This is a genomic window from Lutibacter maritimus, assembly GCF_900116115.1.
GTDB classification, from domain to species: domain Bacteria; phylum Bacteroidota; class Bacteroidia; order Flavobacteriales; family Flavobacteriaceae; genus Lutibacter; species Lutibacter maritimus.
This window is the reverse complement of record NZ_FOZP01000001.1, coordinates 707,957-709,263: the sequence shown is the minus strand read 5'-3', so window position 1 is coordinate 709,263 and position 1,307 is coordinate 707,957. Positions and strand designations below refer to the sequence as shown.

Annotated in this window: 1 protein-coding gene; it reads left to right on the top strand. The window is 35.2% G+C overall.

The features are described 5' to 3' along the window. Positions 1-112: 112 nt before the first annotated feature. Positions 113-1,153, top strand: a complete 1,041-nt coding sequence (locus BM335_RS03365; RefSeq protein ID WP_090223163.1) for an N-acetylneuraminate synthase family protein — start codon at positions 113-115, stop codon at positions 1,151-1,153. Positions 1,154-1,307: the final 154 nt, after the last annotated feature.

Genomic DNA, 1,307 nt, shown 5'->3' with positions numbered 1-1,307 from the left:
AATCGTATCGAGAAGTGCTTTGAAGTAGTAAATGTTCTCGATACACTTTTAACTCGAATTCCATTCGATTTAAAACCACTCGAACTGACGTATAGAATATAATAAAAGAGATATGAACCCATACATACAAATAGGAAAAAGAAAAATAGGATTAGATTTCCCGCCATTGGTAATTGCAGAAATAGGAATTAATCACGAAGGTTCTTTACAAACTGCTTTTGAAATGGTTGATGCCGCAGCAAGGGCAGGAGTCGAAGTTATTAAACATCAAACACATATTGTTGAAGATGAAATGAGTGGTGCGGCAAAAAAAGTTATTCCTGGTAATGCAACTATTTCTATATATGACATCATGAAACGTTGTGCTTTAAATGAGTCTGATGAAATAAAACTCAAAAAATATGTAGAAAGTAAAGGAATGCTCTTTATTTCTACGCCTTTTTCAAGAGCTGCGGCAGATCGCTTGCAAAAAATGGAGGTGGTTGCTTATAAAATTGGTTCAGGAGAATGTAATAACTACCCATTATTAGAACATATTGCTCAATTTGGAAAACCTGTTATTTTAAGCACAGGTATGAATACCATTGCAAGTATACAAAAAGCAGTTGAAATTTTTGATAGAAATAACATACCATTGGCATTAATGCATACTACCAATTTATATCCAACACCTGCACATTTAGTACGATTAGGGGCAATGCGTGAAATGCACAATGCATTTCCTACAAAAGTGTTTGGTTTAAGTGACCATACCTTAAATAATAATGCTTGTTTAGGTGCAGTGGCTTTAGGGGCTAGTATATTAGAACGACATTTTACGGATACAATGCAGCGTACAGGACCTGATATTGTTTGCAGTATGGATGAAACTACAACTAAAGAATTAATAATTGGAAGTAATGAAATATGGCAAATGCGAGGAGGAGTTAAAGCACCAGCAAAAGAAGAGCAAGTAACTATAGACTTTGCTTTTGCAACCGTTTGTAGTATTGCACCAATTAAAAAGGGAGAACTGTTTACAAAAGCAAATATTTGGGTAAAACGCCCAGGAACCGGTAAAATTTTAGCCGAGCATTTTAATACAATTCTTGGTAAAAAAGCAATTAGAGATATTGATAGTGATGAGCAATTGAGTTGGGAAGATATTGAATAGTTCTCGATACAATTTTAACACGAATTCCATTCGTATTAAAACCACTCGAACTGACGTTGGTTCTCGATACGCTTCGCACTCGAACTGACGTTGTGTAGTGTTCGTCACTTCGAGTGATTTTATGAAGCAAAGCGGAATAAAATCGTATCGAGAA

Excerpts from the sequence above, each read along its gene's own strand:
- BM335_RS03365 (WP_090223163.1), top strand. The coding sequence starts at position 113 with ATGAACCCATACATACAAATAGGAAAAAGAAAAATAGGATTAGATTTC.